The 23678-nt window shown below is 69.0% G+C and carries 29 protein-coding genes; 18 read left to right on the top strand and 11 right to left on the bottom strand.

Annotation, left to right across the window (positions count from 1 at the left end; translation table 11 throughout):
• Positions 1–321: 321 nt before the first annotated feature.
• Positions 322–711 carry a ferredoxin Fer gene (gene fer / locus NLF94_RS03280; RefSeq protein WP_254840039.1) on the bottom strand — a complete coding sequence of 130 codons (390 nt, stop codon included), beginning with the start codon at positions 709–711 and terminating at the stop codon, positions 322–324.
• Between the two features lie 90 nt (positions 712–801).
• Positions 802–1953: an inorganic phosphate transporter gene (locus NLF94_RS03275; RefSeq protein WP_254840038.1), complete on the bottom strand. Its 1152-nt coding sequence runs from the start codon at positions 1951–1953 to the stop codon at positions 802–804.
• A gap of 110 nt (positions 1954–2063) precedes the next feature.
• Between NLF94_RS03275 and hisA the strand changes: the two genes are divergently transcribed.
• Positions 2064–2780, top strand: coding sequence for a 1-(5-phosphoribosyl)-5-[(5-phosphoribosylamino)methylideneamino]imidazole-4-carboxamide isomerase (gene hisA / locus NLF94_RS03270; RefSeq protein WP_254840037.1), 717 nt, complete (start codon positions 2064–2066; stop codon positions 2778–2780).
• On the opposite strand, the gene NLF94_RS03265 is transcribed toward hisA, so the two are convergent.
• Together NLF94_RS03265 and NLF94_RS03260 are read right to left on the bottom strand one after the other, a co-directional pair.
• A complete protein-coding gene (locus NLF94_RS03265) occupies positions 2777–2917 on the bottom strand; it encodes a hypothetical protein (protein WP_254840036.1) in 141 nt (46 codons plus the stop codon). The genes hisA and NLF94_RS03265 overlap by 4 nt on opposite strands.
• Before the next feature lie 65 nt (positions 2918–2982).
• On the bottom strand, positions 2983–3156 hold the full coding sequence (locus tag NLF94_RS03260; protein WP_254840035.1) for a hypothetical protein: 174 nt from the start codon (positions 3154–3156) through the stop codon (positions 2983–2985).
• Positions 3157–3273: 117 nt separating this feature from the next.
• On the opposite strand from NLF94_RS03260, the gene hisB reads away from it, so the two are divergent.
• Positions 3274–3861, top strand: a complete 588-nt coding sequence (hisB, locus tag NLF94_RS03255) for an imidazoleglycerol-phosphate dehydratase HisB (RefSeq protein WP_254840034.1) — start codon at positions 3274–3276, stop codon at positions 3859–3861.
• 26 nt (positions 3862–3887) lie between these two features.
• Here hisB and NLF94_RS03250 read toward each other — a convergent pair whose 3' ends face one another.
• From NLF94_RS03250 to NLF94_RS03240, 3 genes are all read right to left on the bottom strand, one after another.
• Positions 3888–4112, bottom strand: coding sequence for a hypothetical protein (locus NLF94_RS03250; protein ID WP_254840033.1), 225 nt, complete (start codon positions 4110–4112; stop codon positions 3888–3890).
• Between the two features lie 152 nt (positions 4113–4264).
• The gene (locus NLF94_RS03245) at positions 4265–4486 is read right to left on the bottom strand and encodes a hypothetical protein (RefSeq protein WP_254840032.1); all 222 of its coding nucleotides are present in this window, start codon (positions 4484–4486) and stop codon (positions 4265–4267) included.
• 72 nt (positions 4487–4558) lie between these two features.
• Positions 4559–5713: a thiolase family protein gene (locus NLF94_RS03240; protein WP_254840031.1), complete on the bottom strand. Its 1155-nt coding sequence runs from the start codon at positions 5711–5713 to the stop codon at positions 4559–4561.
• A gap of 248 nt (positions 5714–5961) precedes the next feature.
• Between NLF94_RS03240 and NLF94_RS03235 the strand changes: the two genes are divergently transcribed.
• A complete protein-coding gene (locus NLF94_RS03235) occupies positions 5962–7305 on the top strand; it encodes an ATP-binding protein (RefSeq protein WP_254840030.1) in 1344 nt (447 codons plus the stop codon).
• Positions 7306–7368: 63 nt separating this feature from the next.
• Positions 7369–8193 (top strand): MBL fold metallo-hydrolase, encoded by an 825-nt coding sequence (locus NLF94_RS03230; protein WP_254840029.1) that lies wholly within the window; start codon positions 7369–7371, stop codon positions 8191–8193.
• A gap of 35 nt (positions 8194–8228) precedes the next feature.
• Here NLF94_RS03230 and NLF94_RS03225 read toward each other — a convergent pair whose 3' ends face one another.
• Genes NLF94_RS03225 through NLF94_RS03215 form a run of 3 tightly spaced genes read right to left on the bottom strand, consistent with a single transcriptional unit; the run spans position 8229 to position 10901 of the window.
• Positions 8229–9212 carry a DUF5787 family protein gene (locus NLF94_RS03225; protein WP_254840028.1) on the bottom strand — a complete coding sequence of 328 codons (984 nt, stop codon included), beginning with the start codon at positions 9210–9212 and terminating at the stop codon, positions 8229–8231.
• Between the two features lie 53 nt (positions 9213–9265).
• Positions 9266–10168, bottom strand: coding sequence for a winged helix-turn-helix domain-containing protein (locus tag NLF94_RS03220; RefSeq protein WP_254840026.1), 903 nt, complete (start codon positions 10166–10168; stop codon positions 9266–9268).
• Between the two features lie 58 nt (positions 10169–10226).
• Positions 10227–10901, bottom strand: coding sequence for a haloacid dehalogenase type II (locus NLF94_RS03215; RefSeq protein WP_254840025.1), 675 nt, complete (start codon positions 10899–10901; stop codon positions 10227–10229).
• 138 nt (positions 10902–11039) lie between these two features.
• Here NLF94_RS03215 and NLF94_RS03210 point away from each other — a divergent pair, with 138 nt between their 5' ends.
• From NLF94_RS03210 to hisS, 11 genes are all read left to right on the top strand, one after another.
• On the top strand, positions 11040–12266 hold the full coding sequence (locus tag NLF94_RS03210; RefSeq protein ID WP_254840023.1) for a translation initiation factor IF-2 subunit gamma: 1227 nt from the start codon (positions 11040–11042) through the stop codon (positions 12264–12266).
• On the top strand, positions 12263–12637 hold the full coding sequence (locus NLF94_RS03205; RefSeq protein ID WP_254840022.1) for a PIN domain-containing protein: 375 nt from the start codon (positions 12263–12265) through the stop codon (positions 12635–12637). The genes NLF94_RS03210 and NLF94_RS03205 overlap by 4 nt, the downstream gene beginning before the upstream one ends.
• 1 nt (position 12638) lies before the next feature.
• Positions 12639–13208 (top strand): DNA-directed RNA polymerase, encoded by a 570-nt coding sequence (locus tag NLF94_RS03200; RefSeq protein ID WP_254840021.1) that lies wholly within the window; start codon positions 12639–12641, stop codon positions 13206–13208.
• Complete coding sequence (gene spt4 / locus NLF94_RS03195; RefSeq protein WP_254840019.1) at positions 13209–13406, top strand: transcription elongation factor subunit Spt4; 198 nt, start codon at positions 13209–13211, stop codon at positions 13404–13406.
• A 1-nt stretch (position 13407) separates the two neighbouring features.
• Positions 13408–13947, top strand: a complete 540-nt coding sequence (locus NLF94_RS03190) for a GTP-dependent dephospho-CoA kinase family protein (RefSeq protein WP_254840018.1) — start codon at positions 13408–13410, stop codon at positions 13945–13947.
• 104 nt (positions 13948–14051) lie between these two features.
• Complete coding sequence (locus NLF94_RS03185; protein ID WP_254840017.1) at positions 14052–16271, top strand: CocE/NonD family hydrolase; 2220 nt, start codon at positions 14052–14054, stop codon at positions 16269–16271.
• A gap of 66 nt (positions 16272–16337) precedes the next feature.
• Positions 16338–16655 (top strand): 30S ribosomal protein S24e, encoded by a 318-nt coding sequence (locus NLF94_RS03180; RefSeq protein WP_254840016.1) that lies wholly within the window; start codon positions 16338–16340, stop codon positions 16653–16655.
• Positions 16656–16790, top strand: a complete 135-nt coding sequence (locus NLF94_RS03175; RefSeq protein WP_254840015.1) for a 30S ribosomal protein S27ae — start codon at positions 16656–16658, stop codon at positions 16788–16790.
• 3 nt (positions 16791–16793) lie between these two features.
• On the top strand, positions 16794–18413 hold the full coding sequence (locus NLF94_RS03170) for a bifunctional N(6)-L-threonylcarbamoyladenine synthase/serine/threonine protein kinase (RefSeq protein ID WP_254840014.1): 1620 nt from the start codon (positions 16794–16796) through the stop codon (positions 18411–18413).
• Positions 18414–18462: 49 nt separating this feature from the next.
• Positions 18463–18738, top strand: coding sequence for a DUF5808 domain-containing protein (locus tag NLF94_RS03165; RefSeq protein ID WP_254840013.1), 276 nt, complete (start codon positions 18463–18465; stop codon positions 18736–18738).
• Between the two features lie 155 nt (positions 18739–18893).
• The gene (gene hisS / locus NLF94_RS03160) at positions 18894–20192 is read left to right on the top strand and encodes a histidine--tRNA ligase (protein ID WP_254840012.1); all 1299 of its coding nucleotides are present in this window, start codon (positions 18894–18896) and stop codon (positions 20190–20192) included.
• Between the two features lie 11 nt (positions 20193–20203).
• Here hisS and NLF94_RS03155 read toward each other — a convergent pair whose 3' ends face one another.
• A complete protein-coding gene (locus NLF94_RS03155) occupies positions 20204–20389 on the bottom strand; it encodes a DUF7534 family protein (protein ID WP_254840011.1) in 186 nt (61 codons plus the stop codon).
• A gap of 173 nt (positions 20390–20562) precedes the next feature.
• Between NLF94_RS03155 and NLF94_RS03150 the strand changes: the two genes are divergently transcribed.
• Genes NLF94_RS03150 through pepF form a run of 3 tightly spaced genes read left to right on the top strand, consistent with a single transcriptional unit; the run spans position 20563 to position 23477 of the window.
• Positions 20563–20808 carry a DUF8593 domain-containing protein gene (locus NLF94_RS03150; protein ID WP_254840009.1) on the top strand — a complete coding sequence of 82 codons (246 nt, stop codon included), beginning with the start codon at positions 20563–20565 and terminating at the stop codon, positions 20806–20808.
• Between the two features lie 46 nt (positions 20809–20854).
• Entirely contained in the window at positions 20855–21652 is a 798-nt protein-coding gene (gene truA, locus NLF94_RS03145; protein WP_254840008.1) for a tRNA pseudouridine(38-40) synthase TruA, read from the top strand.
• Positions 21653–21689: 37 nt separating this feature from the next.
• Positions 21690–23477 carry an oligoendopeptidase F gene (gene pepF, locus NLF94_RS03140; protein WP_254840007.1) on the top strand — a complete coding sequence of 596 codons (1788 nt, stop codon included), beginning with the start codon at positions 21690–21692 and terminating at the stop codon, positions 23475–23477.
• Positions 23478–23678: the final 201 nt, after the last annotated feature.

The following is a 23678-nucleotide window of genomic DNA, read 5'->3' as shown; positions in this document are numbered from 1 at the left end:
GCCATTAAGTTGCAAGATGCTGAATGATGGAGTGTGACGGCACAACGTGCCTCCGGCTTCAAGTCCAAAAACACGGACGGTCGGACGCGCCGCCGTCGCCACCAAGTAGGTCTGGGAGAGGCCGAATCCACGCCTGCGGAGACTGCGCTCCCTGTGGATTCCGCCGTGGAATCTGCAAAGTGCGTCGTGGAAACAAGAAGCCTCGGGGTCGTTCGAGAGAGCGGAGCTCTCTCGTGATGACGAGAATCTTCGATTCTCGAACCACTTGACCCCGAAGCACTTCACGCTGCTCGGCGACCGCGAAACGAGACGCCCGCGAAATTAGATGACGCGGTTCTGCAGGTAGTCGAGGTGCTTTGCGTTGTAGACGATCCTGACCGTGTCGGCGGCGGGACTGCCGATGCAGGTCAGGCGGACGTTCTTGTCCTCGACCTCCTCGTCGGAGAGGATCTGCTGCATGTCCATGTCGATGTCGCCCTCCTTGACGATGGCGGCGCAGTTCGCACAGGCGCCGGCCCGACACGAGAAGGGCCAGTCGTAGCCCTGTGCCTCGGCGGCCTCGAGGATGTACTCGCCCTCGGCGACGTCCAGCGTCCCGTAGTCCTCGTCGCCGAGGTCGGCGTCGGCAGCTTCCTCGAAGAGGCCGTCGTCGTCCATCGACCAGCCGTGGTCGTCCAGCACTTCGTAGTTGAGGTATTCTACCGTGGGCATCAACTGTCGAGTTCTCGCGCCTGTATGTTTAAGGTTGCTGTTGGAACCGGCGGTGTGGCGGGGACAGGGCGTCGCGGTCGACCCCGCCAACTACGCGATGGGTAACAGTCGGAAGACGAGGAACGCCCCGAGGGTCGCAATGGCCGGCACGACGTTCTGCATCAGGATGACGCGACCGGTCGTCTCGGGGTCGAAGAGATCCGACGCTGCGGGGATGTCGTCGGCCTCCTCCTCGCCGATGGGCGGGGACTGCCCGCCGCCGTGGGCGGCGTCGCCGACGGTCGCGGCCTCGTCGGCCGCGAGCGCGCCGACGGAGACGCTGGGACCCTCCCCGCGGACGGCATCCCGGGCGGTCGCCGTCCGGGTCGCCCGGCCCCATCCGAGTCCGACGATGGACATGGTGGCGATGATGACGAAACTGGCGGGGATGCCAATGGCCGCCAGCGCCGCCGTCGCCGTCGCCGAGACGACCGCGACGACGATGGCCGCCGTCAGCGGGAGTTCGGTCAGGTCGTTGCCCATCGTGTCCAGCGTCTTGCGCGCGATGGTGAACGCGCCGAGACCGACCGCGACCGTCGCCAGGATGATGCCGGCGTCTATCGACAACTCGCCGCTGCCGACCAGCGGCGCGATGGCGTTTGCGGCGTTGGAGGCGCCGCTGGAGAAGGCCATCAGACAGCCGATGCCGATGACGACGACGGCGCCGACGAGTTCCCGCCGGGTGGCGTCCTCGCCGAAGGGACTGCCGTCCGATTCCGGGATGGCGACCCAGGCGTTGATCGTCGGGTAGAAGTACCGTCCGATGACGCCGCTGACCCAGAAGGCGACGATGGGGGCGACGATCCACCACGAGACGATGCGGCCCATCGTCTCCCAGTTGAGCGACCCGGCCGCAAGCCCCAGCCCCGCGATTGAGCCGACCGCGGTCATCGAGGTCGAGGCGGGGACGCCGAAGAAGTTCGAGACGAACAGCGCGAACCCGATGAAGAAGAGGACGACGATGCTCGCCTCCAGGGTGAACAGTGCGCTGGGGACGATGTCGCCGCCGAGCGTGCCGACGACCTCCCGGCCGAGCGTCCAGCCGCCGACGAAAAAGAAGACGGTCATGAGCGCCGCGGCGAGCAGTTTCCCCAGGACGCCGGCACCGACCGCCGGGCCGAACGCCGGGGCGGTGTTGGCGCCGCCGATATTGTAGCCGACGAACACCGCGACCGCGAGCCCCACCACGAGCAACAGATCCATATCGATACACAGAGGGGGACGGCAAATAAGGGCCCTGCTTGCCCGTCCGACCGGAATTTCTCTTCCGCACAACGGGTACGCTTTTGGCCCGAGGGCTCCCGGAGTCGAGCATGTTCCCCAGTTTCGAGGTCGTTCCGGCGGTCGACATGCAGGACGGCGAGGTCGTCCAGCTCGTCGGTGGCGAGCGTGGCACCGGCAAGACCTACGGCGACCCCGTCGAGGCCGCCGAGGGGTGGGTCGAGGCCGGCGCCGGGACGCTGCACCTCGTCGACCTCGACGGCGCCTTCGAGGGCCACCGCGAGAACGCGGCGGCCCTGGAGGCGGTGCTGGAGGCCGTCGACGTCGACGTCCAGTTCGGCGGCGGCATCCGCACCGCTCACGACGCCTGCACGCTCTTGGAGGCCGGCGTCGACCGGGTCATCCTCGGCACCGCGGCCGTCGAGAACCCGGCCATCGTCGGCGCTATCGACGAGGACTTCCCCGACAGCGTGATGGTGAGTCTCGACGCGAAGGGCGGGGAGGTCGTCGTCTCCGGGTGGACCGAGGGAACCGGTCTCGACCCCGCCGAGGCCGCCGCCCGCTACGAGGACGAGGGCGCGGCGGCCATCCTCTTTACCGACATCGACGTCGAGGGCCGGATGGCGGGCGTCCGCCAGGAGGAGGTCGCACGCGTCGTCGAGGCGGTCGAGATTCCCGTCGTTGCGAGCGGCGGCGTCTCCACGCTCGAGGACGTTCGCACGCTAAAGGAGACCGGCGCGGCGGCCGTCGTGGTCGGGACGGCGCTCTACGAGGGGCAGTTCACCCTCGCGGAGGCGAACGCAGTTTAGCGACCGGACAGTCCCCGGACCCACCCGTAGACGACGGCGGCCCGCGCGAACAGGCCCGCCCGGGTGGTCGGTGAGACGGCCGGCGCGACGGGTTCGGCCAGCGCCGCCGCCGCCGGGAGCAGGTTCCGCGCGCTCATGCTCCCGGCCGTTCCACGCGCGGGCTTAAATCTTTCAGTGGAACGGGCGTCCGACGGCCGTCAGACTACACGGCCTTCTCGAGTGTTTCGGCCGCCTGCGGGTACTCCTCCTCGAGGTAGTTCCGCAGGAAGACGAACGCGACGACCACGGCGACAGCGACGACGGTCGCACCGTAGGGTCCGACGCGCTTGACGCTCAGTTTCCAGGCCGACCAGGCCAGACCGACGAGTTCGAGCATACTGGCCCTTCGTCGCCGAGGTACAAAAGTTGGACGACTGATAGATGCTGTCGAACACCGGGGACAGGCCGCGGCCGTCGCCGCAATCACCTTATGGGTGCGCGAGAAGGGGAACGTATGAGCGACCGGACGGCCGCCGTCACCCGGGAGACGGCCGAGACGGACGTCGAGGTGACGCTTTCGCTTGACGGCGACGGCGACAGCACCGTCGACACCGGCGTCGGCTTCTTCGACCACATGCTCGAGTCCCTCGCCAGGCACGGCCTCTTCGATCTGACCGTGCGGTGCGACGGCGACCTCGAAATCGACGACCACCACACCGTCGAGGACGTCGGCATCGCCATCGGCGAGGCGCTGGCGGAGGCGCTGGGCGACAAGCGCGACATCGTCCGCTACGCCGACCGCCGGGTGCCGCTGGACGAGGCCGTCGCCGACGTCGTCGTCGACGTCTCCGGGCGACCCCGCTTCTACTTCGACGGCGAGTTCTCCCAGCCAGCGGTCGGCGAGTTCACCAGCGACATGGCGCGACACTTCGCCGAATCGCTGGCGCTGAACGCCGGATTGACGCTGCACGCCGCCGTCGACGGCGAGAACGCCCACCACGAAATCGAGGCGCTGTTCAAGGCGCTGGCGCGGTCGCTGGACGACGCGACCCGCCTCGACGAGCGGCGCAGCGACACGCCGAGTACGAAGGGCGAACTGTAACGCCGTACGGGCCTGCCCGCCGGGAGTTACAGGACCGCAAGAAGCAGCATTCCCACACCGAAGAGCGCACCGAGGACGGACGCGATGCGGGTCCGCCGCGTCGCCCGCTCCTTGCCGGTCTCGGTTACCTCGGCGGGACGGATGCCCCGCATCCGCATGCCGACTTCGACATCCGCTCGTGCGTTCAGGGCGACGACGACTCCGAGGACCGTCATCAGGAGTCCGACGGTGAAGAACGGCAAGTTTACCATTTGATTCCAGTTCGAAACGCGTCGACTAAAATCCTGTTCCCTACCGTCTCACTTACTCTCGGTTCGGCCCGGTCCGATGCTCGTCCGCCCTCTCCCCCGTCGCCGGCGGGTCCGTGACCGACCTCACCCCACCGGGGCGGTCGCGTGGTGAGTCAGTCCACATCCTCACGGCGCTGGACGTTCCGGTAGACGACCATCGCGGCGACGTACGAGCCCAGAAACAGCAGGAACCCGCCGGTCAGCGTGGCGGTGGTGCCGACCGTCAGGTCGACGTCGGTCGCCAGCGCGAGCGTGGCGAGCGCGACCAGGTAGACGAGCACGGCGAAGGCGCCCGAGAGGGCGTAGACGCCGAGGTCGCTGTCCGGTGTCTCCATACACGCGACGGACGAGCGACCCACTGAAAACGATGCCGAACCCGGTCCGGCGGAACGACGACCGCGGCCGTCCTACTCGACGAAGAACTCGATTGCGGCGCCCTGGCCGAAGCCGACGCACTCGGTGGCGATGCCGCGCTCGGCGTCGTCGCGCTTGTTCATCTCGTGGATGAGCGTCACGGGCAGGCGCGCGCCGGAGGCGCCCAGCGGGTGGCCGATGGCGATGGCGCCGCCGTTGACGTTGTAGATGTCGTCGTCGAAGCCGAGTTCCTGCTGGCAGTAGTAACACTGCGAGGCGAAGGCCTCGTTGAGTTCGACGAGGTCGTAGTCGTCGGCGGTGGTGCCGGAGCGGTCGAAGAGGTTCTCACAGGCCGGGATGGGACCGATGCCCATGACCTCGGGTTCGACGCCGGCGATGGCGTTGTTGCCGATCTCGGCCAGTTCCTCGAAGCCGTGCTCCTCGGCGAACGCGCGGGAGGTGACCAGCAGCGCCGCAGCGCCGTCGGTCGTCTGGGAGGCGTTGCCGGGCGTGACGGTGCCGTCGGCCTTGAAGACGGTCGGCAACTCGGCGAGTTTCTCGGCGGTGGTGCCGGGGCGGAGACCCTCGTCCTCCTCGACGACGATCTCCTCGCCGTCGTCGTCGTGGCCCTGGATGGGGACGATCTCGTCGTCGAAGCGGCCCTCCTCGGTGGCGGCGACCGCGCGCTGCTGGGAGCGGGCAGCGTAGGCGTCCTGCTGTTCCCGGCTGACGTCGTACCGTTCGGCAACCTCCTCGGCGGTGATGCCCATCTGGAGGGCGGCGATGTTGTGCTCGTCGTTGAGGCCGGGGTGGATCTGGTTGTTCTGGCCCATCTTCACCCGCGACATCGACTCGACGCCGCCGGCGATGATGCAGTCGCGCTGGCCGGCGCGGATGGCGTCGGCGGCGCTGATGACGGCCTCGGCGGAGGAGGCACACCAGCGGTTGATGGTCGTCGCGGGCGTCTCCTCGCCCAGTTCGGACATCAGCGCGATGACGCGAGCCATGTTGTTGCCCTGCTCCTCGCGCTGCTGGGCACAGCCCCACTTGAGGTCGTCGACGTCCTCGCCGGTGAGACCGGTCTCGTCGAGGATCTCGTCGATGAGCGGGATGGAGAGGTCCTCGGAGCGAACCTCCGAGAAGACGCCGTCCTCCTTCCCGAACGGTGTCCGGTAGGCCTTCACCACGACTGGCGTGTTGTCGCTCATACGTTTCGACATTGTATTCCCGACACGTTAAACCTGCTAATCGTGCCGGTTTTCCACGTAAGACACAGAACGGCTATCGGCTTAAACTGTAAACCTGTCTGGGCAGGGTTTTTATTATCGGGCGCGGGGCCGAGGGCGACTCGACCGGCGGTGAAAACCGGGGTCGAGGGCGGCGCCGGCAGCCACGAGACCGGGAGAAGCGCGCGTTTCGACGGGCTTATACGGGTTCCGCGGGAACGTTTTGGGGAATGAGCAGCCCCGAACTCGACGTCGTTGAGTTTCTGCTGACTGCGGCCATCTACACCGAGAACCGCGAACTGGACGAACGCGACCTGCCGCCGCGGTACCGCCGCGTCTTCTGGGAGGACGGCGAGGTCGAGCGGCCGCTGACGACCACGACCTCGACGGCCGCCGCCGCGACCGGCGTCGAACGCCCCTGGGAGGCCATCTCCGGGCTGATGTTCACCGACCGCGACGAGTTCTCCGGCAAGATCGAGTTCACCGACCGCGAGATGGCCGAGTCGTGGCTCCTGGACCGCATCACCGCCGACGCCGTCACCAGCAACCCGACGCTCGCCTCGGCGTTCGCCGAGGAGTTCGAGGGGGTCGTCTACGAGGAGGCCCGCGAGCAGAACCGTCCCATCCACGCCGACCGGGTCTGGATCGACTCGCTGCTTGAGGAGATGTTCGACGAGGACGAAGAGGAGATGCTCGACCTCGTGGAGATCCGGGCGCCCGAGGAGATCGAGATGACGCTGGACGACCTCGTGCTCACCACCGACCAGGAAAACGAGATCCACAAGATCGTCAAGGCCATCGAGCACCGCGACTACCTCGCCGAGATCGGGCTCCGGGAGATCGGGAAGTTGCTGTTCGTCGGGCCGCCGGGCACCGGGAAGACGAGCGTCGCCCGCGCGCTGGCGCAGGACCTCGATCTCCCCTTCGTCGAGGTGAAACTCTCGATGATAACGAGCCAGTACCTCGGCGAGACGGCCAAGAACGTCGACAAGACCTTCGAGGTCGCAAAGCGGCTCTCGCCGTGTATCCTCTTCATGGACGAGTTCGACTTCGTGGCCAAGACGCGCTCGTCGGACGAGCACGCCGCCATCAAGCGCGCGGTCAACACGCTGTTGAAGAGCATCGACGAGATCTCGCTCATCCAGGACGACGTGCTGCTCATCGGCGCGACGAACCACCCCGACCAGCTGGACGCCGCCGCCTGGCGCCGCTTCGACGAGATCGTCAACTTCCCGAAGCCGGATCGGGGGATGCGCGCCGACATCCTCCGGATCGTCACCCGGCGGATGGACGTCGAGGACTTCGACCCCGAGGAACTCGCCGAGGCCACCGAGGGCCTGACCGGCAGCGACCTCCGACTCGTCCTCCGGGAGGCCGTCCTCGACGCGCTCACCGAAAACAGGACGACGCTCACCCAGTCCGACCTCGTCGACGCCATCGAGGACTTCGAGGAGCGGGACAACCTCAAGAACATGGACATGATCGAGGGCGACGCCGACGCGCTGGTCGCGGGCGGCGGCGAGGCGGCCTCCGACGGCGGCCACGACCACGACCACGCCCACGACCACGACTGACGGGTGGGCGCCGGCACCCGGCGACCGGGAGGTTTAGGCGCCCGACGCCCCTCGCTACCGACGATGGAGGTCACGCTGCTGGGGACCGGCGACACGACGGGGACGCCGACGCCGAACTGCGCCTGTGACACCTGCCGCGAGGCCGAGGAGCGCGGCGTCGAGCGCTCGCGCTTCTCGGTCCACGTCCGCAATGAGCGGACAGGCGAGTCGCTGCTCGTCGATGCCAGCCCCGACTTCCGCCAGCAGTTCCTCGACAGCGACGCCGCCCTGCCGGACGCGATCTGTATCACCCACATCCACTTCGACCACCTGGACGGACTGGGCAACGCCTACCGCCTGCTGGAGGACGTGCCGGTGTTCGCGCCCGACGAGACGGACCCCGAGACGGGCGAGAGCGTCGCCGAAACCGTCTCCCGGCGGTACGACTACCTCGACGCCGTGACCGTCTCGCCCGAGTCGCCGTTCGAGCCCTTCGAGGCCTGCGGCTTCGAGGTGACGCTCGTCCCGGTCGAACACCCGCCGCTTGTCTGTTACGGCCTCCGCATCGAGGACCCCGAGACGGGCGCGACCCTGTCGCTGTCGGGGGACACCAGCTACGCGGTGCCGGACCGTTCCCGGGACGTCCTCCGGGACGCCGACCTGCTTTTCGTCGACGGCATCGTCCCCGCGAAGTACTGCGAGTACCACCCGCTCGGCGGCGCCCACCCCGACGACGAGGGGACGTTCCGGACCTTCGGCACCAAGCACATGACCATCGAGGGCGCCCGCGCGCTCGCTGCCGACCTCTCGCCGGACGACTACCGGCTGGTCCACCTCTCGCACTACATCCCCGCCGAGGAGGCCTTCGACGACGACATGGCCGTCGACGGCGAGCGGTTCGTGCTGTAGGGCGCCCCCGCCGGGACTACCGACCTCGCTGCGGGTCAGTCCGGCTCTCCGGCGTCGCCGACGAACCGGTCCAGCCCCGCCTGCCGGCGGTCCGTCCCGGCGGGGTCGGGCTCCCACGGCGACCGCTCGGCGCGGACCGCCTCGGGGTCGCACGCCGGCGGGTCGGCCGGGTCGTGGCCGTCGCAGTCGGGGCCGCACTCCCGCGCCGGGTCGACGAACCGGCCCTTCCAGGTGCAGTACGGCAGGGCGTCGTCCGACCGGAACGGCGGCCCCCGGGCGTCGGCGCGCTCGCAGGCGGGCAGCGCCCCCGGGCGCCACCCCTTGCCGTAGGCGCGTTCCGCGATCCGGCGGCGCCGGCGAGCCTTCTCGGCGGCGTCGACCGGTTCGACGTCGACGCGGGCAGGGTGCTCGTCCAGCACCGCGAGGCCGGCCTCGTCGGTCGGCAGCGGCGTCGCCTCCCGGACCACCTCCAGGTCGCCGGTTTCGGGGTTGAACCGCCAGACGCCGACCGCCTCGGGAAGCCGATTGAGGTGGGCGCCCGTGACGTAGGATTCGGTGACGAGCACCACCTCGTCGAACAGCGAAAGGGAGACGTCCTTCCGCAACTGCAGTGAGAGGTCGCCGGGCCGGTCGAGGTCCGGCTTGTTTTCGAAGGCGCGCAGGCCGTCGAACCAGTCGGGATACCGCGCCGTCTGTCGGACGTACCGGCGGCCGTTGCGGCGCTCGGCCTCGAAGAAACCGACCTCGACGGCGCGGTCGACGACGCCGCGCGCGCGGTCGGGCGGCAACTCGAAGGCGTCCTTCCAGTAGCGGGCCCGCCCGACGCCGACGTCGCTCTCTATGGCCGGGGGCGGAATCCGCTCGGGCGTGATGGCGACCCGCTCGTCGAAGGCCGGGCCGGGGCGGACCTCGACGACGTCGACCACGCGGGAGTGCGAGCCGAGCTGGCGGGCCAGGATGCCGTCGCTGTCGGCCTCCAGGGCGGCGCACATCGACAGTTCGAAGGCGTACTCCCGCACGGGTCCAGAGAGGGGGTCCCGGGTGAAAAACTGCGGGCCGCCGTCCGGGGGCGTCAGTCGTCGGCGGCCTTGGCTGGCACGCGCTCGGAGTCGACGACGGTCAGTTCGCCGTCAAGGACGACCTCGAGCCGTTCGTCGTCGAGTTCGACGTCGACGCGGAGCCGCCAGGGGTCGTCGTCCAGGACGGTGGTGTCGTCGTCGGCGACACACCACGGGAGCGTCCAGAACGGGACGGCGTTGAGGTCGACGCCGTGGTCGCGGTAGAAGGAGACAACCTCGGCGTCGTCCAGCAGCGAGATGCCGACGGTGGTGCTCGACTCGTTCTCGCAGCGCCGACACCAGTGGGTCACGTCGACGGTGCTGTCGGACTCGGAGTCGGCGTAGTCGACGGTCGTCTCCATCCGGCCGTTGCAGTCGGGGCAGACCCCATCGGCGGAGAGACACAGCAGGTGCCGGACGCGCTGGTTGAACGCCGCGGCCACCTCCTCGGGGGTGCGGTCCTCGAGACCACCGGGCGGGAACGGCCAGTCGGCGTGGCCGCGGCCGCAGTCCGGGCAGACCACCCGGAGCCGCTCGTCCTCGTAGAACGCCTCGAGGCCGGCGTCGCAGTCGATGCAGTCGCCGGCGACCTCGAAGGGCCCGAGTTCCGGGTCGCGGTTCAGCGACCCGGACAGTACTGCCTGGATGACCGCCCGCCCCGGACTCCGGAAGTCGTAGCCGTCGTCGGACTTCTGGACGAACTGGCCGGTCAGCTTCTGGAGGTGGTAGTTGAACTGGGCGCTGTCGGCCATCCCGACCCGGCCGCGCAGTTCCGAGAACGTCACGGGCCGCTCGGGGGCCTCCCACAGCGCCTCGAGGATGGCGAGTCGCGTCTCGTTGCCGATGACCGAGAAGGCCTCCGCCGGCTGGAGGCACTCCTCGCAGTCGAGCAACGAGGCGTGTTCTGCGTCGCTCATGCTCGGGGGGATGGACGCCAGGGGCTAATAGGTTGGCTGAACGGCGTTTTTGTAGGAATTACGTCAGGTCGAGCGTCGGGCCGACCTCGCGGATGGCCGAAACGACGGCGTCGGGGGCACCGGCAACGTCGTCCCAGGGGGTCGTCCCCCGGTCCAGCCAGACGCCGGTCATGCCGGCGTGGCTCGCCCCGAGCACGTCGTAGAACAGCGCGCTGACGTGGGCGACGCGGTCGATTGGCGTTCCGGTCCGGGCGGCCGCGTGGCGGTACAGTTCGGCGCTGGGCTTGAACGTCTCCACCTCGTCGGCGCTTATGATGTCCTCGAGGAACTCGCCGATGCCGGCGTGGTCGACCATCGAGGCGAGCATCTCGGGATTCCCGTTCGAGAGGACGTAGACGTCGACGCCGGCCTCGTCCAGTTCCTGCAGCCCCCCGCGAACGTCGTCGAAGACGGCGAGTTCGTGGTAGGTCTCCAGTATCGCCTCCTGCTCGTCCGGTGGGAGGTCGACGCCGTGACTCTCCAGGGCGTGCTCCAGCGCCGCGCGGTTCAGCGCGTAGAAGGTGTCGTAGGCGTCCACCTCGTTGGCGACGGTGGTGTAGAGCAGCGACCGCGACCGCCAGTGGTTCGAGACCGGTTCGGGGTCGTCGACGGCGTCGGCCAGTGCCGACTCGACGGCGGTGACGTCGACGAGCGTGCTGTAGGAGTCGAAGGTGACGGTTTCTACTGGAGCCACGTTCGACGTAGGTTCGCCGGCCTTTTATCGGTCGGGACGGGTGTGCGTCCCGCCCTCCGGCTGCCGCGACGACCCCACCGGCACGGATAAAGCGGAAGCGTTATCACTCGCACGGGAGGATTTACACGTCATTACTAAATGACGGGAAATCACCGACAACCGGAGGTGAACATCGGACTGGTTGGCCACGTCGACCACGGGAAGACGACGCTCGTGCAGGCACTGTCCGGCGAGTGGACCGACCAGCACTCCGAGGAGATGAAGCGCGGCATCTCCATCCGCCTCGGGTACGCCGACGCGACGTTCCGGGAGTGTCCGGACCTCGACGAGCCCGAGCGCTACACCGTCGACGAGGAGTGTCCGGACGGCTCCGAGAGCGAGCATCTTCGGACGGTCTCGTTCGTGGACGCGCCGGGCCACGAGACGCTGATGGCGACGATGCTGTCCGGCGCGGCCATCATGGACGGTGCGGTGCTCGTGATCGGCGCCAACGAGCCGGTGCCGCAGGCCCAGACCGAAGAGCACCTGATGGCGCTGGACATCATCGGCATCGACAACATCGTCATCGCCCAGAACAAGGTCGACCTCGTCGACCGCGAGCAGGCGATGCGCAACTACGAGCAGATACAGGAGTTCGTCGAGGGCACCGTCGCCGAGGGGGCGCCCATCGTTCCCACCTCCGCCCAGCAGGAGGTCAACATGGACCTCCTCATCCAGACGGTTCAGGAGGAGATTCCGACGCCGGACCGGGACCCCGACGCCGACGCCCGCCTGCAGGTCGCCCGCTCGTTCGACATCAACCGCCCGGGGACGACCTGGGAGGACCTCACGGGTGGCGTCCTGGGCGGCTCGCTGTCGCAGGGGCGGCTCCACGAAGACGACGAACTGGAGATCAAGCCCGGCCGCGAAATCGAGGAGGGCGGCGAAGCGGAGTACCACCCCGTCGAGACGACCGTCCGGTCGCTGCAGGCCGGCGGCGAGTTCGTCGACGAGGTCGGTCCCGGCGGCCTGCTCGGGGTCGGGACCGGGCTGGACCCCTCGCTGACGAAGGGCGACGCCCTGGCAGGACAGGTCGCGGGTCCGCCGGGTAGCCTCCCGCCGACGCACGACGGGTTCACGATGGACGTCGAACTGTTCGACCGCATCGTCGGCGAGGGCGACGTCGAGGAGATATCGACCGGCGAGCCGCTGATGTTGACGGTCGGCACCGCCACGACGGTCGGCGCCGTCACCAGCGCCCGCGAGGGCGAGTGCGAGGTCAACCTCAAGCGGCCCGTCTGTGCGGAGCCCGACGCGAAGATAGCAATCAATCGCCGGGTCGGCGCCCGCTGGCGGCTCATCGGCGTCGGCACGCTGCGGGGATGAGAGTCGTGCTCGACACGAACGCACTCATGGCGCCGGTCGAGGTCGACGTCCGGATCTTCGAGGAGCTCGACCGGCTGCTCGGCGACTACGAGGCCGTCGTCCCCGAGGCGGTGCTGTCGGAACTGGACGCCTTGGCCGACGGCGCCGGCGAGGCGGCGACGGCGGCGAGCGTCGGGGCCGACCTGGCCCGCCGGGAGTGCGACGTCGTCGAGCACGACGCCGATTACGCGGACGACGCGGTCGTGGAACTCGGCCGCGAGGCGGCGTATGCGGTCACGAGCGACATGCCGCTCCGAGAGCGGCTCCTGGAAGCGAACGTTCCCGTAATTAGTTTACGGGGCCGAACCAAATTCGAGATCACTGAACCATAGCATGTACAAACGGGTACGACTCAAGGACACGGTCGAGGTGCCGCCCAGACACCTCGCTGATGTGTCGCCGGGGCTTGTCAAGCGGCTGCTGCAGGACAAGCTCGAAGGACGGATGGACGAGGAGGTCGGGAGCGTCGTCTCCGTAACGGAGGTCCACGACATCGGTGACGGGGCCGTACTCCCGAACCGGCCGGGCGTCTACTACGAGGCGGAGTTCGACGCCGTCACGTTCGACCCACAGATGCAGGAGGTCGTCGACGGCGAGGTCGTCGAGGTCGTCAACTTCGGCGCCTTCGTCGGCATCGGTCCCGTGGACGGACTCCTCCACGTCTCGCAGATATCCGACGAGTACCTCGCCTACGACGAGGAGAACCAGCAGCTGGCCTCGCGGGACTCCAACCGCGTGCTGAGCGTCGGCGACGCCGTCCGGGCGCGCATCGTCACGAAGAGCATCGACGAGCGGAACCCCCGCGATTCGAAGATCGGGCTGACCGCGAAACAGCCCGGCCTCGGCAAGCACGGCTGGCTCGAGGAGGAACGACAGCGCCGCGAGGCGCAGGCGGGTGATTAGATGGCCGACCGGCTGGTGTGTCGGGACTGCCACCGCGTGCTCGAGGTCGACGACGGCGAGCAGTGTCCCGCCTGCGGCTCGAACTCGCTGACCGAGGACTGGGCCGGCTACGTCGTCATCGCCCACCCCGAGAAGAGCGAGATCGCAAAGGAGATGGAGGTCACCGAGCCGGGCCGGTACGCGCTGAAGGTCCGGTAAGATGGCCGAGGTCGTCCTCGAACTCCCGGATTCGCTCCGCGGCGAACTGAAGGAGCCGCTCGGCCCCGTCTACACCGACGCCGAGGTCCTGTACGGGGACGCGACCGCCCCCATCGTCGCCGTCGGCGACATCGTCACCTACCACCTGCTGGAGGCGGGCCACCGTCCCGACGTCGCGCTGGTGGACGGCAAGACGAAACGCGAGCGGGTCGAACGCGAGATACTCGACGCCATCGACGGCTTCGACCACCGGATCGAGGTCGAGAACCCGCCCGCGACGCTGACCGAGGAGTTGCTTTCGGCGCTGGTCGACGCCGTCGGCCGCGAGGGCTCGGTCGTCATCACCGTCCGCGGCGAGGAGGACCTCGCCGCGCTGCCGGCCGTGGTCGCCGCACCCGACGGCGCCTCGGTCGTCTACGGGCAGCCCGACGAGGGGATGGTGCTTGCGAGCGTCGACGAGGAACTCCGCGTCCGGTGTCGAGAGCTGCTCGCGGCGATGGACGGCGACTACGACCGGCTTTCAGCCATCCTCGCCGCCTGAACGGATACTTCTATCGACCGGAAATCCCGGTTCGACACGGGTTTATTTACACCGGTTTCAGTGGGAATAGTTTTGTAGGTCGGTTCCTGGTGTGACCACATACCATGTTCGAGTCCGACGGGGACAGTGGCGTATCACGACGGTCGGTACTGCGCTCGGCGGCGGCTTCGACGGCGGGCCTCTCGCTGGTCGGGTCGGCGGAGGCCCAGGAGTTCGTCCCGGACGAACCCGCACCGGGACCGACGGTGACGTTCCTGGGGTTCGACTGCGATCCGAGCCGCGAGGAGTTCTACACCGAGGTATCGCGGGAGCCGACACACGAGTTCGGCACCGAGGAGACGGTCGAACTCGAGAGCGGCCGGGACGGCGAGAAGATACAGATCGGCGTCCTCTGGCCGGACCTCGACGAGGGCGAGACGGCGCCGGTCATCCTCCGGGCGACGCCGTACATCAGCGACCTGCGGGGCAGTTCGGTCCGGGACTGCATCCGCACCCGACGGCTGGCGGAGAACTACGTCCAGCAGGGCTACGCCGTCGCGGCGGTGGCCGTCCGGGGCACTGGCGGCTCCGGCGGCTGTATGGAGCTGATGGGACCGAACGAGCAGGCCGACATCGACCAGGCGGTGACCTGGCTCGGCGAGCACGACGACTCCAACGAGAACGTCGCTATCATCGGCCGCTCGTACGACGGCACGACGCCGTGGATGGCCGCCCGGAAGGGCAACCCGTATCTGTCGACCGTCGTTCCCTTCAGCGGCGTCCCCGACGTCCACGAACTGATGTACAAGCGGGGCGCACCGGAACAGCGGGGTTACGGCGTTCTCACGGGGCTGTACTACCTCATCTCGCTGGCCGAACACACGCCGTTCTCGGGGACGGGCCTCCGCACCTACCTCTCGCGGGCACAGTGTCCGGACAACTACGCCGTCGGGACGCTGTGGGCGCTGTACGCCGGCGCGACCGGCGAGTACGACCCTAGCGGCTACTGGACCTCGCGGGTGCTCAAGCCCGGCGTGGCCCGCAACTACGACGGCAGCGTCCTGATGGTCCACGGCCTGCAGGACTGGAACGTCGACCCCTCGCAGGTGTACCCCTGGACGAAGGCGCTGCGGGAGGCCGGCGTGAAGACCCACGTCTACTTCGGGCAGTTCGCCCACCGCTACCCCGACGACGGCCGCATCAAGAACAACGACGACGAGATGACCTCGGCGTTCAACCCCGACTGGGCCGACTTCCTGCTGAAGTGGTTCGAGAGCGAACTGAAGGGCCGCGACCCGGAGGCTATCGACGACGTGATTCCGGCGGAGACGGACCCCTCGACCCCGACGGACCCCTTCGACGCGCGGGTCCACGCCCAGAGTTCCGCCGGCGAGTGGTACGGCGCCGACGAGTGGCCGCCCGTCGAGGCCGAGTCGTCGGCGTTCTACCTGGGCACCGACGGCGACCTGCGGACCGAGCCGAGCGAGGAGACCGGCCAGGGGACGGTCTACGTCGACCCGAGTCAATCGTCCAACCCCCAGCCCGGCTGTCGGGCCTGCGTCACCTTCGAATCCGACCCCGTCGAGTCAGACCTCCGCTTCGCTGGCGAACCGACCGTGGATGTCACCGTGACGCCGACCGGCCCGGCCAGCCACCTCACGGCGCACGTCTACGCGGTCGACGAGGGCGGCGCGACCGAACGGGTCGGCTGGGGACAGGTCGACCTCCGGTACGCCCAGGACGGCCCGGAGGCGGGCACCGTCGTCCCCGGGCAGGAACTCGACGTCAGCCTCCCAATCGAGCCGCTGGACGCCACCGTCGAGGCGGGCCAGCGACTCGCGGTCGTCCTCAGCCAGGGGACCGCGGCCGGCCGCGTGCAGTCGCCGACGCCGACGCCGACGTTCGTCGAGACGGGCGGCGACAACGCCCTGCACCTCCGGTCGTGGGGCGCAGACCTGCCGGTCCCCGAGGGACCCCGGACCCCGACCGGAACCCGCGAGGTCGGTTCCTCCGTCTACACCGGCGGGCAGACCAGCCGCCAGACGGTCACCGTCGAGGCGCCGACGGAGGCCCCCGTCGAGGACGTCGTGCCGGCGTCGTGGACGGTCTACGCCGAGGAGAGTCCGGCCGTCGAGAGCGTCGAGACGGACGGCAGCGTCAAGCGGGTCCGGTTCGCCGACCCCGCCAGCGGCTCGACGACCTACCAGTACCTGCTGGAGGCGCCCTCGGGCGCGGGCGAGACGAACTACTACCAGTTCGGCCCGGCGGAGATACGGGTCGACGGCGCCTGGAAGTCCGTGAGCGGGACGGGCGGCGAGGCCTTCGTCGTCGGTCCCTCGGCCTGAGGCGACCACACCGGCGGCTTCGAAATCCTTTTCAGTGCTTCGCGGGAATTTCGGGGCAACGTAACCATGGACGTCGAAATAATCGAGGAAGACGAGAACCCGATGTTGCACCGGACGGACGTCCGGTTCCAGCTGACCCACGACGAGGCGACGCCCTCCCGGCTCTCCGTTCGTGACTCGCTGGCCGCGAAACTGAACAAGGACGCCGGCGAGGTGGTCGTCCACAAACTCGACACCAAGTACGGCATGCGAAAGACCGTCGGCTACGCGAAGGTCTACGACAGCGCCGAGGCCGCCGAGGACGTCGAGCAGGAGCACATGCTCGAGCGCAACAAGATCACCGCCGACGAGGAAGAGGCCGAGGGCGAGGCGGAGGAGGCGTAGATGGCCCGCTACGAGTTCTACAACGAGGACGGCACCACGGACCGCGAGCAGTGCCCCCGGTGTGGCGACACCTTCCTGGGCGACTACGGCGACCGCCAGCACTGCGGGAAGTGCGGCTACACCGAGTTCGAGTAGGCCGTGACCCGGGTGCTCGGCGTCGAGGGAACCGCCTGGTGTGCCAGTGCGGCCGTCTTCGACGTCGAGACCGACGACGTTCTCATCGAGTCCGACGCCTACGCCCCCGCCAGCGGCGGCATTCACCCGCGCGAGGCGGCCGAGCACATGCGCGAGGCGGTGCCGTCGGTCGTCGAGGACGTGCTGGAGACGGTCCGTGAGGAGTACGGGCCCCCGGCCGAGGCGCTGGACGCCGTCGCCTTCTCGCGTGGTCCCGGTCTCGGCCCGTGTCTCCGCATCGTCGGGACCGCCGCGCGGGCGCTGGCGGGGTCGCTGGACGTGCCGCTCGTCGGCGTCAACCACATGGTCGCCCACCTCGAGATCGGCCGCCACCGCTCGGGGTTCGACTCGCCGGTCTGTCTGAACGCCTCCGGCGCGAACGCCCACGTCCTCGGCTACCGCGACGGCCGCTACCGGGTGCTGGGCGAGACGATGGACACCGGCGTCGGCAACGCCATCGACAAGTTCACGCGTCACGTCGGCTGGAGCCACCCCGGCGGCCCGAAGGTCGAAGCACACGCCCGCGACGGCGAGTACGTCGAGTTGCCCTACGTCGTCAAGGGGATGGACTTCTCGTTCGCGGGCATCACCTCGGCGGCCAAGCAGGCGGTCGACGACGGCGTCCCCGTCGACGACGTCTGTCGCGGCCTCGAGGAGACGGTCTTTGCGATGCTGACGGAGGTCAGCGAACGGGCGCTGTCGCTTACGGGGACCGACGAACTCGTCCTCGGCGGCGGCGTCGGGCAGAACGCCCGCCTCCGCGGGATGCTCTCGACGATGTGCGAGGAGCGCGGCGCCGACTTCTACGCGCCCGAGGCGCGATTCCTCCGGGACAACGCCGGCATGATAGCGGTGCTGGGCGCGAAGATGTACGAGGCCGGCGACACGGTCGCGGTCGACGAGTCCCGCGTGCGGCCGGACTTCCGGCCCGACCAGGTGCCGGTCACCTGGCGGGACGGCGCGGGCGTCGCCGCCCCCGCCCCGGACGACGAGCGCGTCCAGGGCGCCGAGGCCGTCGTCGAGTTCGACCCCCCCGAGCAGGTCGACAAGCGCCGGCTCCCGAAGTCCTACCGGCACGCCGAGTTGGACGACAGGCTCCGTCGCCGGCGGACCCGCACGGAGGCCCGCCTGACGAGCGAGGCCCGGCGTCTCGGCGTCCCGACGCCCGTCGTCTACGACGTCGACCCGCCGGAGGGACGGCTCCGACTGGAGTACGTCGGCGGCGCCGACCTCCGGGACGCGCTGACTGAATCGCGGATCCGGGCGGTCGGGCGGCACCTCGCGCGGTGTCACGAGGCTGGCTTCGTCCACGGCGACCCGACGCCGCGGAACGTCCGGGTCGGTCGTCCGGGCGACGCCGCTGCCGAGGGACGGGTCTACCTCATCGACTTCGGTCTCGGCTACTACACCGACGACGTCGAGGACTACGCGATGGACCTCCACGTCTTCGAGGGCGCCGTCGGCGGGACGGCCGACGACGCGGCCGAGTTGCTGTCGGCGTTCGAGGACGCTTACGCGACGGTCGGCGACGAGCGCGTCGTCGAGCAGTTGCGCGAGATAGAGGGCCGCGGCCGGTACCAGTGATTGCGGCGTGGGCCGTGTCTATAAGTCCCGGCGTGCCGTACGGCCGAGTATGCCCGACAAACCGAAGTCCGGCGAACTGTTCGGTGTTCCGTACAACTTCGAGAAGCCGTCGCTCGGGCGGATGATGTCCGCCTACTGGCAACCGGACGAGGGAATGCTGGTCGAGAAGCCGTTCGGCGTCGGCTACACGCTCAACCTGGCGAACTGGCGCTCGTGGGTCGTCCTGGCCGTCGCCGGCGCGCTCTTCTACCAGCAACAGCAGTCCGGCGAGGAGTTCGACGACGAGGCGGCCGACGATCCGGTCGAGGTCGTCGTGGACGACTAGCGGGACGTCAAGCGAAGCGAGACGTCCCGGAACTGCGAGCGGTGAACGAAGTGAGCCGCGAGCGGCGAGATTCCGAGCGAAGCGAGGAATCCCCGGGGCCGAGCGGCCGGGGCGGTATCGGACCTTTTAGTGCGGCCGGTCCCGAAGCACCGCGCATGTACGACGGTCTGAAGGGGTTCCGAGATTTCTACCCCGGCGAGATGTCGGCCCGGCGGGAGGTCATCGACACGCTGGAGGAGACGGCCCGGCGGTACGGCTTCCGCGAGATCGGGACGCCCGCCCTCGAGCGGACGGAGATGTACGTCGACAAGTCCGGCGAGGAAATCGTCGAGGAACTGTACGCCTTCGAGGACAGGGGTGGCCGGGAGGTGGCGATGACGCCGGAGTTGACGCCGACGGTCGCCCGGATGGTCGTCGCCCGCCAGGGCGCGCTGGCCGAGCCCATCAAGTGGTTCTCGACGCGGCCGTTCTGGCGGTACGAGCAGGTCCAGCAGGGTCGCTTCCGGGAGTTCTACCAGACGAACGTCGACATCTTCGGGACCGAGGAGCCGGAGGCCGACGCCGAGGTGCTGGCCTTCGCGGCCGACGCCCTGACGTCGCTGGGGCTGACCGGCGAGGACTTCGAGTTCCGGGTCTCCCACCGCGACATCCTCGGTGGGCTGCTGGAGTCGCTCGACAGCGACATCGACACGGCCGCGGCCATCCGCGCGGTCGACAAGAGCGAGAAGATAGACGACGAGGCGTACCACGACCTGCTGGTCGAGGCGGGGTTGGACTACGCGGAGGCGGAGGACTTCGACGAGGTGCTGGCGACGGACGACCTCGAGGACCTCGTGGCCTTCGCGGGGACCGAGCGGGTCGAGTCCGCCGTCGAGAACCTCCGGGCCGTCCTCGAGGCGGCGGCGGACTTCGGCGCCCGCGAGTACTGTGAGGTGTCGCTGTCGACCGCCCGGGGGCTGGACTACTACACCGGCGTCGTCTTCGAGTGTTTCGACTCGACGGGCGAGGTGTCGCGGTCGGTGTTCGGCGGCGGCCGCTACGACGACCTCATCGAGTCCTTCGGCGGCCAGCCGACGCCCGCGGTCGGGGTCGCGCCGGGGCTGGCGCCGCTGTCGCTGCTCTGTCAGCGCGCCGGCGTCTGGCCCGAGGAGGCGCCGTCGACGGACTACTACGTGCTGACGGTCGGGGACACGCGGGCGGTCGCGGCCGACATCGCCCGACAGCTCCGCGAGTTGGGCCACGTCGTCGAGACGGACCTGACGACGCGGGGGTTCGGCGACCAGCTATCCTACGCCGACGGCATCAACGCCGAGACGGTCGTCGTGGTCGGCGAGCAGGACCTCGCCGAGGACGCGGTTACGATCAAGGACATGGCGTCGGGCGACCAGACGCAGGTACCCCTCGAGGAGTTCCCGCCCGAGGAGGGCCGGCCGACCTACGAGGACTACGAGTAACGGCCTCCGGGTCAGGACAGTACGTCCCGCTCGTAGACGAGCCAGTACGACAGCGGCAGCGTCACCAGGAGGATCACGAGCGTCCCGAGTATCTGCGAGTAGGGGTCCGGTGGCGACACCTGGGCCGCAATCGTGAACCCGAGCACGATCAGTAGCCCCTCGACTGCGAGGAATCGAGACGAGCGCGACCGGCTCATTGGCTCGTTTTTCGCCCCCAGGGGAATAACCAGTTCGGTAGCGTACGTTCGGCGGCGTCGCCGCGGCAGGGGGACGTTCCGACGCGGCCACATGTGTGGATCCGACGACCGACCCCGTCAACGGAGACGAGCCACAGGATATTTATCCGCAGTTGTACTTCGTACGGAATGACATGACCGTTCTGTCTCCCGAGGACGAGGGGAAGTTCCTGATGGACGCCGAGGCCGAACAGATCGGACTCGTCACCGAGGTGGACCCGGACGAGCAGGTCGCCTACGTCGACCCCGAGCCGGGGGTTGCGGAGGCGGTGGTCCAGGGGCTGGGGTTCGGCGACAGCGACGGCGACGACATCGAGGTGCCCGCCGAGGCCGTCGAGACGGTGACCGACTCGGAGCTCCGGGTCGCGCGGGACCTCTGAGCGGCGGTTCCGTTACGGGTAAGCCGTCGTCGGCCGAACGGTCGGTATGCGCGCGTTCCGGCTGGCCTACGACGGCACCGGCTACCGCGGCTTCCAGCGCCAGCCACACGGCGAGACCGTCGAGGACGAACTGTTCGAGGCGCTCGACCGCCTCGGCGTAGAGTTCGAGGACGGCACGCCGCCCAGCTACGCGGCGGCGGGCCGGACGGACGCGGGCGTCTCGGCTCGGGCACAGACGGTCGCCTTCGAGACCCCCGAGTGGCTCCGGGCGCGGGCGCTCAACGGTGAGCTACCGCCGGCCGTGCGAGCCTGGGCGTCCGCCGACGTCGAGGAGGGGTTCCACGCCACCCACGACGCCGACGCGCGGGCCTACCGCTACTTCCTGTTCGCGCCGGCGGCCGACGACGGGCGCGCGGCGGCGGCCTGCGAGCAGCTCTCGGGGCGGCACGACTTCCGGAACTTCACGCCCGAGTCGAGGGGCACCGTCAGAGAGGTGACCGTCGACGTCGAGCGGGACGGACGGTTCCTCGTCGTCGACTGTCGGGCCGGCGGGTTCGCCCGGCAGATGGTCCGGCGGCTGGTGTCGGTCATCGAGGCGGTGGCCGAGGGCCGCCGGACGGTCGCGTTCCTCGAGCGGGCGCTCGACGGGGAGTCGCTGTCGGGACCGGACGGCATCGCTCCCGCCGCGCCGGAGCCGCTCGTGTTGCGGTCGGTCGTCTATCCGTCGGTCGAGTTCGAGGTCGACGCCGCGGCCGCCGAGCGTGCCCGCGAGGTCTTCGAGGAACGGCGCCGGAGCCGACTGGCCGCCGCGAGGGTCGCCGGAAGCCTGGCGACCGACGGGTGACGACGGGTTTAGGGCGGCGGCGGTCGTAGCGGGGGCCATGAGTTCGGTGCCCGAGCGGAGCGACGTCGCCGAGGAGTACACCTGGGACCTCGCGGACCTCTTTTCCGACGACGAGGAGTGGGAGGAAGCCTTCGAACGCGTCGAGGAACGACTGGAGGAACTGGAAGTCTACGAGGGTCGCGTGACGGAGGACGCCGAGACGCTCCAGGCGGTCCTGGAGCTCCGGGACTCCATCATGCGCGAGGTGGCGAACGTCGCGGCGTACGCCCGGATGCGGAGCGACGAGGACACGACCGACCAGACCTACCAGGCGTTCGCGGCGCGGGCACAGTCGCTGTCGGCCGACGCCTCGAGTGCGGCGAGCTTCATCGAGCCGGAACTCCAGCGGGTCGACCGCGAGCGAATCGACGAGTTCGTCGAGGCCAACCCCGAACTGGCGGTCTACGACCACTACTTCGACGACGTCCTCCGGATGAAGCCCCACACCCGTTCGCCGGAGATCGAGGAACTGCTCGCCGATCTCAGCGAGGTGACGGGCGCCGCCGGCGACGTCTACAACATGCTGACGAACGCGGACGTGGAGTTCCCGAGCGTCGAGGTCGACGGCGAGCCGCGCCGCATCACGCTGTCGAACTTCACGAAGCTCCAGAAACACCCGGACCGGGGCGTCCGTCGGCGGGTCTACGAGGCCTTCTACGACGAGTGGGCGGAGTACCGCAACACGGTCGGGACGGCCTACGAGAACAGCGTGAAGGCCGACTCGAAACTGGCGAGGGCGCGGCACTACGAGACGGCACGCGAGGCGGCGCTGGACGGGCCGAACGTCCCGGCCGACGTCTACGACACCCTGGTCGATACGGTGGAGGCGAACCTGGACGTACTGCACCGCCACGCCGAACTGAAGCGGGACTGTCTCGGCGTCGACGACCTCCGGATGTGGGACCTGTACGCGCCGCTGACCGGCGAGGAGACGCCCGACGTCGACTACGAGCGCGCGACCGAGTACGTCGTCGAGGCGGTCGCGCCGCTCGGCGACGCCTACCAGAGCCGGATGGCCGAGGGGCTCGAATCGCGGTGGGTCGACGTCTACGAGACGGCCAACAAGCAGTCCGGCGCCTACAGCAGCGGCACCTACGACAGCCAGCCGTACATCCTGATGAACTACCAGGACGACATCGCCTCGATGTACACGCTGGCGCACGAACTCGGCCACTCGATGCACTCGGAACTGACGAGCGACGAGCAACCCTACGTCTATTCGGCGTACGAGATATTCGTCGCGGAGGTGGCCTCGACGGTCAACGAGGCGCTCCTGACCGAGCACCTGCTGGAGACGGTCGACGACGAGGCGTTCCGGCGGGCCGTCCTCGACGAGTACCTCGAGCGGTTCCGCTCGACGCTGTTCCGTCAGACCATGTTCGCCTCCTTCGAGCACGAGGCCCACGAGCTATCGGCGGCCGGGGAGGCGCTGACGCCGGACCGGCTGGACGACCTCTACCGGGGCCTCAAGTCGGAGTACTACGAGCCGGCGGTCGTCGACGACCGCATCGCCCGCGAGTGGATGCGCATCCCGCACTTCTACCGCGCGTACTACGTCTACCAGTACGCGACGGGGATCAGCGCGGCCAACGCCATCGTCGACCGCATCCTCGAAGAGGGTGAACCCGCGGCCGCCGACTACCGGGAGTTCCTCCGCTCGGGGTCGCGGGCCTACCCCCTCGAACTACTGGAGACGGCCGGTATCGACATGTCCTCGCCGGAGCCGGTCGAAGCCGCCATCGGGACGTACGACGAGATGGTGGGGGAGTACGAGTCGCTGCGGTAGGGAAGCCGTGACGGAGCGACGAGGGGAGTCGCTGCGGTAGGGAAGCCGTGACGGAGCGACGAGGGGAGTCGCTGCGGTAGCGTCGTCGGTAGCGACGAACAGTGACCGATTCCGACTCGGCTGAGAGGACAGTATTCGACTCCCGTCGGTGTGTTAGTCGGTCCCGCAAACGTCTCCCGCACCCAAAGCCACTTTTAATCT

The sequence above is a fragment of the Natronomonas marina genome, assembly GCF_024298905.1.
Taxonomy (GTDB): domain Archaea; phylum Halobacteriota; class Halobacteria; order Halobacteriales; family Haloarculaceae; genus Natronomonas; species Natronomonas marina.
The sequence above is the reverse complement of the archived record's forward strand: the minus strand, read 5'-3'. Positions and strand labels throughout refer to the sequence as shown.

What these genes read in the sequence shown, in the direction of transcription:
- hisA (WP_254840037.1), top strand. Translation starts at nt 2,064, where the DNA reads ATGTTCCCCAGTTTCGAGGTCGTTCCGGCGGTCGACATGCAGGACGGC.
- NLF94_RS03200 (WP_254840021.1), top strand. Translation starts at nt 12,639, where the DNA reads ATGTACAAACGGGTACGACTCAAGGACACGGTCGAGGTGCCGCCCAGA.
- hisS (WP_254840012.1), top strand. Translation starts at nt 18,894, where the DNA reads ATGTACGACGGTCTGAAGGGGTTCCGAGATTTCTACCCCGGCGAGATG.
- NLF94_RS03230 (WP_254840029.1), top strand. Translation starts at nt 7,369, where the DNA reads ATGGAGGTCACGCTGCTGGGGACCGGCGACACGACGGGGACGCCGACG.
- pepF (WP_254840007.1), top strand. Translation starts at nt 21,690, where the DNA reads ATGAGTTCGGTGCCCGAGCGGAGCGACGTCGCCGAGGAGTACACCTGG.
- NLF94_RS03150 (WP_254840009.1), top strand. Translation starts at nt 20,563, where the DNA reads ATGACCGTTCTGTCTCCCGAGGACGAGGGGAAGTTCCTGATGGACGCC.
- NLF94_RS03155 (WP_254840011.1), bottom strand. Translation starts at nt 20,389, where the DNA reads ATGAGCCGGTCGCGCTCGTCTCGATTCCTCGCAGTCGAGGGGCTACTG.
- truA (WP_254840008.1), top strand. Translation starts at nt 20,855, where the DNA reads ATGCGCGCGTTCCGGCTGGCCTACGACGGCACCGGCTACCGCGGCTTC.
- NLF94_RS03190 (WP_254840018.1), top strand. Translation starts at nt 13,408, where the DNA reads ATGGCCGAGGTCGTCCTCGAACTCCCGGATTCGCTCCGCGGCGAACTG.
- fer (WP_254840039.1), bottom strand. Translation starts at nt 711, where the DNA reads ATGCCCACGGTAGAATACCTCAACTACGAAGTGCTGGACGACCACGGC.
- NLF94_RS03240 (WP_254840031.1), bottom strand. Translation starts at nt 5,713, where the DNA reads ATGAGCGACAACACGCCAGTCGTGGTGAAGGCCTACCGGACACCGTTC.
- NLF94_RS03175 (WP_254840015.1), top strand. Translation starts at nt 16,656, where the DNA reads ATGGCCCGCTACGAGTTCTACAACGAGGACGGCACCACGGACCGCGAG.
- NLF94_RS03185 (WP_254840017.1), top strand. Translation starts at nt 14,052, where the DNA reads ATGTTCGAGTCCGACGGGGACAGTGGCGTATCACGACGGTCGGTACTG.
- spt4 (WP_254840019.1), top strand. Translation starts at nt 13,209, where the DNA reads ATGGCCGACCGGCTGGTGTGTCGGGACTGCCACCGCGTGCTCGAGGTC.
- NLF94_RS03165 (WP_254840013.1), top strand. Translation starts at nt 18,463, where the DNA reads ATGCCCGACAAACCGAAGTCCGGCGAACTGTTCGGTGTTCCGTACAAC.
- hisB (WP_254840034.1), top strand. Translation starts at nt 3,274, where the DNA reads ATGAGCGACCGGACGGCCGCCGTCACCCGGGAGACGGCCGAGACGGAC.
- NLF94_RS03210 (WP_254840023.1), top strand. Translation starts at nt 11,040, where the DNA reads ATGACGGGAAATCACCGACAACCGGAGGTGAACATCGGACTGGTTGGC.
- NLF94_RS03260 (WP_254840035.1), bottom strand. Translation starts at nt 3,156, where the DNA reads ATGCTCGAACTCGTCGGTCTGGCCTGGTCGGCCTGGAAACTGAGCGTC.
- NLF94_RS03265 (WP_254840036.1), bottom strand. Translation starts at nt 2,917, where the DNA reads ATGAGCGCGCGGAACCTGCTCCCGGCGGCGGCGGCGCTGGCCGAACCC.
- NLF94_RS03250 (WP_254840033.1), bottom strand. Translation starts at nt 4,112, where the DNA reads ATGGTAAACTTGCCGTTCTTCACCGTCGGACTCCTGATGACGGTCCTC.
- NLF94_RS03180 (WP_254840016.1), top strand. Translation starts at nt 16,338, where the DNA reads ATGGACGTCGAAATAATCGAGGAAGACGAGAACCCGATGTTGCACCGG.
- NLF94_RS03245 (WP_254840032.1), bottom strand. Translation starts at nt 4,486, where the DNA reads ATGGAGACACCGGACAGCGACCTCGGCGTCTACGCCCTCTCGGGCGCC.
- NLF94_RS03220 (WP_254840026.1), bottom strand. Translation starts at nt 10,168, where the DNA reads ATGAGCGACGCAGAACACGCCTCGTTGCTCGACTGCGAGGAGTGCCTC.
- NLF94_RS03205 (WP_254840022.1), top strand. Translation starts at nt 12,263, where the DNA reads ATGAGAGTCGTGCTCGACACGAACGCACTCATGGCGCCGGTCGAGGTC.
- NLF94_RS03235 (WP_254840030.1), top strand. Translation starts at nt 5,962, where the DNA reads ATGAGCAGCCCCGAACTCGACGTCGTTGAGTTTCTGCTGACTGCGGCC.
- NLF94_RS03275 (WP_254840038.1), bottom strand. Translation starts at nt 1,953, where the DNA reads ATGGATCTGTTGCTCGTGGTGGGGCTCGCGGTCGCGGTGTTCGTCGGC.